Consider the following 6,574-nt stretch of genomic DNA (forward strand, 5'->3'; position numbering starts at 1 on the left):
GTAGTTTCTATATTAAATTTTAAAACTTTATTTTTTTAATCTTAAACCTCAGATTGAATTTTACTTTTTTAAGGACGTAAATTTTTCTTCTTTGTTGTTAAAGTAGTTTTTACGGTTGTAAATACTTTCCCTTTTTTATTAAAAGACACAACTAAAATAATTTAAAGTAGCTGAGTGTTTTTTTACAATTTTTAAATAAATATTTTAATCTATTCAAAACTTCAAGTTCACTGGTATTTAAATCCTGAAAAAAAATATAAAAGATTTACTTTTTTCAGTGTTAAATAATTTTCAATATTTGTGATTTTCTCTTTTTTATATATTACTCCTAAAAGAGTGTTTATCAATTATAGTTAAATTTAAGAATTATTATTGATGGTGTTTTATTTTTTCTATAACTAACCTAAAAACTCGTTGAAATGGATTTTTTGTTGGGTAATAGTTAAGTTTTAATGTTTTTAACCCCTTTTTTTAAGATTTAATTTGTGAGATAATACTTTGATTAGTAGTTAATTACGTTTTTTTTAACAAGAAGTTTATTCAATCCTTGTTAAATTATTAGCTGTTTAAAGTCATATAAATGTGTCTATTAAAGTAGTAATGTAAAAACAAAAACCCCAGAAAGCTAAACTTTCCGGGGTTCCTATTTATTATTTTAATCTAGTAGTGAATTAGCTATAAGTCCATGATAATAGATTCGCTTCGTCTGTTTAGTTGATGCTCTTCTTCGGTGCATTTTACGTCGTCAGCACATTTATTTATGAGTTGGTATTCTCCATATCCTTTAGCGGTTAAACGGCCTTTATCCACTCCGTTTTCTATTAACCAAGCGGTAGTTGATTGTGCTCTTTTGTCTGATAAAGACTCATTGTACTTGAATGATCCACGGCTGTCAGTATGGGATCGAATATCAAGTTTCATTTTTGGATATTGATTCGTGACATCCAATATTTTTTCTAAATCTATGGCTGCTTCTACACGGATATTGGATTTATCAGAATCGAAGTATCTGTTTTTAATGCCAAAGCATTTACCTAAATCATCACCGATGGTGACCTTACATTCCTCTTTTTCTAAGGCTATTTCTAGTTTTGTTTTTCCATCTTCGTCGGCAATAGTCACACTTTCTTCCTTGGTAGTATAGGCTTCTTTTTCGGCTCTTGCATTATATGTTTTTCCGCATTCAAGGGAAAGTATAGTTTCCTTTATCATCTGAATTAACGGTTCCCATAGGGTTAAACTTGTTGTCAAACAGACTGATTTTTCCCCTTGGAAGAATCTCAGAAGTGGCTAAATTTGTTACTTTTCCATATAGTTGCTGTTCACTAATAAGGTTTTTAGTTTCCAGGAATTTATAAATATCATCATAATCTTGTTAAATTATTAGCGAATTAAAGTGGTATATAGGTGTCTATTAATGCAGTAATGTAAAAACAAAAAACCCCAGAAAGTTTAACTTTCTGGGGTTCCTATTTATTATTTTAATCTAATAGTGAATTAGCTATAACTCCATGATAATAAATTCGCTTCGTCTGTTTAGTTGATGCTCTTCTTCGGTGCATTCAACGTCGTCAGTACATTTATTTATGAGTTGGTATTCTCCATATCCTTTAGCGGTTAAACGGCCTTTATCTACTCCGTTTTCTATTAACCAACCGATAGTTGATTGTGCTCTTCTGTCTGATAAAGACTCATTGTATTTGAATGATCCACGGCTGTCAGTATGGGATCGAATATCAAGTTTCATTTTTGGATATTGATTCATGACATCTAATATTTTTTCTAAATCTATAGCTGCTTCTACACGGATATTGGATTTATCAAAATCGAAGTATATATTTTTAATGCCAAAGCATTTACCTAAATCATCACCGATGGTGACCTTACATTCCTCTTTTTCTAAGGCTATATCTAGTTTTGTTTTTCCATCTTCGTCGGCAATAGTCACACTTTCTTCCTTGGCAGTATAGGCTTCTTTTTCGGCTCTTACATTATATGTTTTTCCACATTCAACGGAAAAAGTATAGTTTCCTTTATCATCTGTATTAACGGTCCCCATAGGGTTAAACTTGTTGTCAAACAGACTGATTTTTGCCCCTGGAAGAATCTCAGAAGTGGCTAAATCTGTCACTTTTCCATATAGTTGCTGTTCACAAAGAAGCTTTTTAGTTTCTAGGAATTTATAGATATCATCATAACCTTGTCCACCATCTCTATTTGACGAGAAAAAACCTCTTCTGGATTTAGTGTCAATCCAATACCCGAAATCATCCTTAGGAGAGTTGGCATCCATACCCACATTTTGAACCTTTCCAAAAGTTCCGTCTGCATTTATTTTAGACACAAAAATATCTAATCCTCCCAGACCTGGATGGCCATCAGATGCGAAATAAATTTCGTTGTCATCATTTACAAATGGAAAAGTTTCTCTTCCTTCCGTATTAATCAAACGTCCTAAATTTAAAGGTGTCCCGAAAGTCCCATCGTCATTTATTTGTACTTTAAATATATCAGAAAGTCCTATAGTTCCCGGCATATCAGAAACAAAATACATTGTTTTTTCATCAGGGCTTAAAATAGGGTGGGCTGTACTGTAATTATCACTATCGAAAGGAAGTTCAGTAATATTCACCCATTTGTCATTCTCTAAACTGGCTTTATATATTTTTACTAAGGTGTTGTCGTTTCCGTCTTTTCCTTTTTTCCCCTCGAGGTAGTTATTTCTTGTGAAATAGATTGTTTTTCCGTCTTTAGTAAAGACTGGGGTAGATTCGTTAAATTTAGAGTTGATAGATTTATCAAACTTGGCTGGACTTCCCAAACTCATTTCCTCGCCAACATCGGACACATACAATTTTGTGAAAGATTGACCGGTCCAAGTATGTCTTCTGTGGCCTAAACTTCCGGTATCTCGTGCAGATGCAAATACTATTTTATTGGAATACATAGTAGTCCCATAATCTGAATAGGGAGAATTGATTCCTGCATCTTCCACTTTATACCTTCCGGAATTAGCCTTGATGGCATCCATATAGTTTTCGTTCTTCGCAAAAAGTTCCCCTCTGCTGTCATTTCCTGACATTTTATCAAATTTTTCCATAATTTGATTTGCTTTGTCATTTTCGCCAATAGATCTTAAAGATTGGGCATAGCGATAATAATAAGCCGGTTCCACTTCGGACGTCATGGCAAATAACTCGCCATACCATTGGGCCGCTTTTTCGAGCTCCCCATTGAAATAGTAGGCATTTCCCAGTTTTTGGAACATATCAGCCGATTTATAACCTTTATCAGCCACTCTTTCGTATGTGTTTATGGCAGATACAAAAGCATAGTTGTCATATTTTTTATCGGCAGCGGCTACTCTGGCTTTTTGTGAATAAATGTTTAATGAAAAAACACTTATTATAGTTATGTAAAAGAGTATGTTATTTTTCATAATAATTGTTTTTAGAAGAATCGAGGGGTTGTGATTTTATCATTATTTTTAAATAATTCATAGCGCAAGAAAATTTCATGTGAGCCAGAGTTATAATTATTTAATTTGGTAGTTTCTAGATCATATCCATATCCTATGTACATCGCATCTGAAATTTGAAATCCAGCCATTGCAGTAACCGCAGCACTCCATCTGTAAGCAACTCCAAGAACGAATTTATCGTTAAACATAAAGTTTCCCGATACATCTACTTGTAGTGGAGCTCCCTTAACCATTTTAGTTAATAGAGCAGGTTTGAATTTTATGGAGCTATTCAAATCAAGTACATAACCGGCTATCAAATAGTAATTTATTTTTTCTTTAAAGATAGCGACTTCATTGTCATCGTACCTATTTGATTCTATAAAATTAGGTATTGATAATCCTACATATGCCTTGTCCGAATGTAAATAAACTCCAGCCCCAATATTTGGAGAGAATTTATTGTTAAAGTTTTGTAAACTAGGATCGCTATCAACTGGATTCAGCCGGGTAACATCCAAATCAAATAAATTGGCTGTTGCTTTAATTCCAAAAGAGAGTTTAACTTTTTCGGAGGTCGGGATGGTATAGGATAAATCTGCAGAGATAGTGTTCTCTACTGTGGGACCTATTCTATCATTAATAACGGATACACCCAGTCCTAACCTGCTGTTGTTAAAAGGGGTATTTACAGATACTGCATTTGTAACTGGTGCTCCATCTAATCCTACCCATTGTGTACGATGTAAGGCAAAAATGCTCAAAGCTCCTCTTGATCCGGCATACGCAGGATTAATATTTATGGTGTTGTACATGTACTGTGTAAATTGTGCATCCTGTTGTGCAAAACTTACTAAAGCTGTAAACATCAAAACGAAAGAAAATAGTTTTGTTTTCATAGTAGATATTTTATCATTCGAAATTAGGGGTGTCAATAAAATTTTAATTAAACCTTAGGGTTTTGAAGCCCTAAGGTCTTTTTTAATTATTTTGTTAGGTATAAATAGCCGTCTTTTTTATTAGTCTGAATCTGACCGTTACTATCAACTGATGTATAATTCAAAATATAGAAGTACGTACCTGTTGGTAATCCAGATGATTGGTTTATCGTTGTTCTTCCACGAGAGGTACCATCAAAAGCATTTGTAGTATTATTATACCCCGTAGTTTCAAAAACTAGAACTCCCCATCTATTGTAGATTTCTACTGTATTATCTGGATAACAGATCGTATCTTCTAAATTATCAATAGTAAATAATTCATTGACTCCATCTCCATTTGGTGAGAAGGCATTATGAACGATTACCGTACCACACGCTAATACAAGACCTCCCTCTACATTAATTGTTAGTGAGAATATTGTTGGACAAGCATCAGCATTAATAGTATAGGTGAAATTATAACTTCCCGCTTCAATCGTATTATTATCGACAATATCTCCATTTAACGTTACTGAGGAGTCTTCACTAAACCAAGTTCCGCCTGTTGGTGTACCTTGTGGTAGCAAACTAAACAAGTTGATTATCGGTGCTGGTATATCATCAATATTATAAGATGTGATTTCAGTAATCGCAACGTTAGTTGCAGTAACATCGACATTTACAACTTGAGTAAATTCAGATGTGTTGTCACATGCGTCCTTAACTATCCATTTTCTTGTTAGAGAATAGGAGCCATTAGTATTGTCAACCTTATTTTCAGTGTAGACAACAGTAGGAGGGACAGTGGAACAATCATCTACAAAAACAAGCTCTGGCTTTGCTGGTATGGCAGCACAGTTTACATTAATTTCTGCAGCAAACTCAGTTGTTGTAGTAGGAGCTGTTGTATCTTCTACACTAATCGTTTGTGAAGCAGTAGCCGTATTACCTGCTCCGTCTACAGCTGTCCATGTTCTGGTTACTGTATAAGAACTAGAACAAGCGCCCGCTGTAGTGATATCATTCCAAGTTAAACTTACTGGAGAACTACAATTATCAGTAGCTGTAGCTTGCGTGAATGAAGGCATTGCTGGACAAGAGATAGTAGTTGGTTCTGGTAATGTAGCTATAATTGGAGCTGTTACGTCTACTACCGTTACTTTTTGAGTACAAGTAGCAGTATTACCCGCGTTATCTGTTACTGTCCAAGTTACCGTTGTGTCACCCAATACGAAAGTATCAGGAGCATCATTAGTTATCGAAGCCACGCCACAATTATCAGCAGCAGTAGGTGTTCCTAAAGCAACTTGAGTTGCAGTACATTCCGCATTCGCGTCAACTACTACATCTGTCGGACAGCTGATTGTTGGGTTTGTATTGTCTACTACCGTTACTTTTGAGTTACAAGTAGCAGTGTTACCTGCGTTATCTGTTACTGTCCAAGTTACTGTTGTGTCACCCAATACGAAAGTATCAGGAGCATCATTAGTTATCGAAGCCACGCCACAATTATCAGCAGCAGTAGGTGTTCCTAAAGCAACTTGAGTTGCAGTACATTCCGCATTCGCGTCAACTACTACATCTGTCGGACAGCTGATTGTCGGAGCAGTAATATCTTGAACTGTTATGGTTTGACTCACTGTTGTACTGTGGTTTCCAGCAAGATCCGTTGCATCCCAAGTTATTGTTCTAGTATAGACTCCAGCAGTTGCCCCTGGAGTAGTTACATCAGAGATTTCATTTACTGTTGCTGTTCCACAAGTATCGGTAGCCGTTGGCGCAGTGAACGAAGGAATTGCAGGACAGTTGATTGTTGCATCGGCACCAGCAGCGCTGATTGTCGGAGCAGTAATATCTTGAACTGTTATGTTTTGAGTGGCAGTTGTACTATTTCCATTGCCATCATCAAAAGTCCAAGTGATTACCGAAGTTCCTTGCGTGCTTCTTGTCAAAGCATCTGTTGTAGTTCCTGTGATTGTTCCTGAACAGTTGTCAGTGGTTGTTGGAGCAGTTGCCGTTGCAGAACATTCCCCTGTAGCATCAGCTAAGGTTGGAGTTACTGGCTTGGTATTGTCTTTTACAACTATGTTTTGAGTGGCAGTTGTGCTATTTCCATTACCATCGTTGAAAGTCCAAGTGATTACGGAAGTTCCTTGCGTGCTTCTTGTCAAAGCATCTGTTGTAGTTCCAGTGA

At 35.6% G+C, this 6,574-nt stretch carries 3 protein-coding genes and 1 pseudogene; all 4 read right to left on the minus strand.

Features of this window, described 5'->3' with window-relative positions; translation table 11 throughout:
• Positions 1 to 675: 675 nt before the first annotated feature.
• Positions 676 to 1,375: pseudogene (locus tag A3SG_RS20265) on the minus strand (OmpA family protein); the annotation flags it as partial.
• Positions 1,376 to 1,501: 126 nt separating this feature from the next.
• On the minus strand, positions 1,502 to 3,439 hold the full coding sequence (locus A3SG_RS0117030) for an OmpA family protein (RefSeq protein ID WP_016991210.1): 1,938 nt from the start codon (positions 3,437 to 3,439) through the stop codon (positions 1,502 to 1,504).
• A gap of 11 nt (positions 3,440 to 3,450) precedes the next feature.
• On the minus strand, positions 3,451 to 4,359 hold the full coding sequence (locus A3SG_RS0117035) for a type IX secretion system membrane protein PorP/SprF (RefSeq protein ID WP_016991211.1): 909 nt from the start codon (positions 4,357 to 4,359) through the stop codon (positions 3,451 to 3,453).
• 86 nt (positions 4,360 to 4,445) lie between these two features.
• The coding region (locus tag A3SG_RS20270; RefSeq protein WP_016991212.1) for a gliding motility-associated C-terminal domain-containing protein at positions 4,446 to 6,574 on the minus strand (2,129 nt) is incomplete at its 5' end.

Origin of the sequence: Flavobacterium sp. ACAM 123 (assembly GCF_000264055.1) — a bacterium.
In the GTDB taxonomy this organism is placed as follows: domain Bacteria; phylum Bacteroidota; class Bacteroidia; order Flavobacteriales; family Flavobacteriaceae; genus Flavobacterium.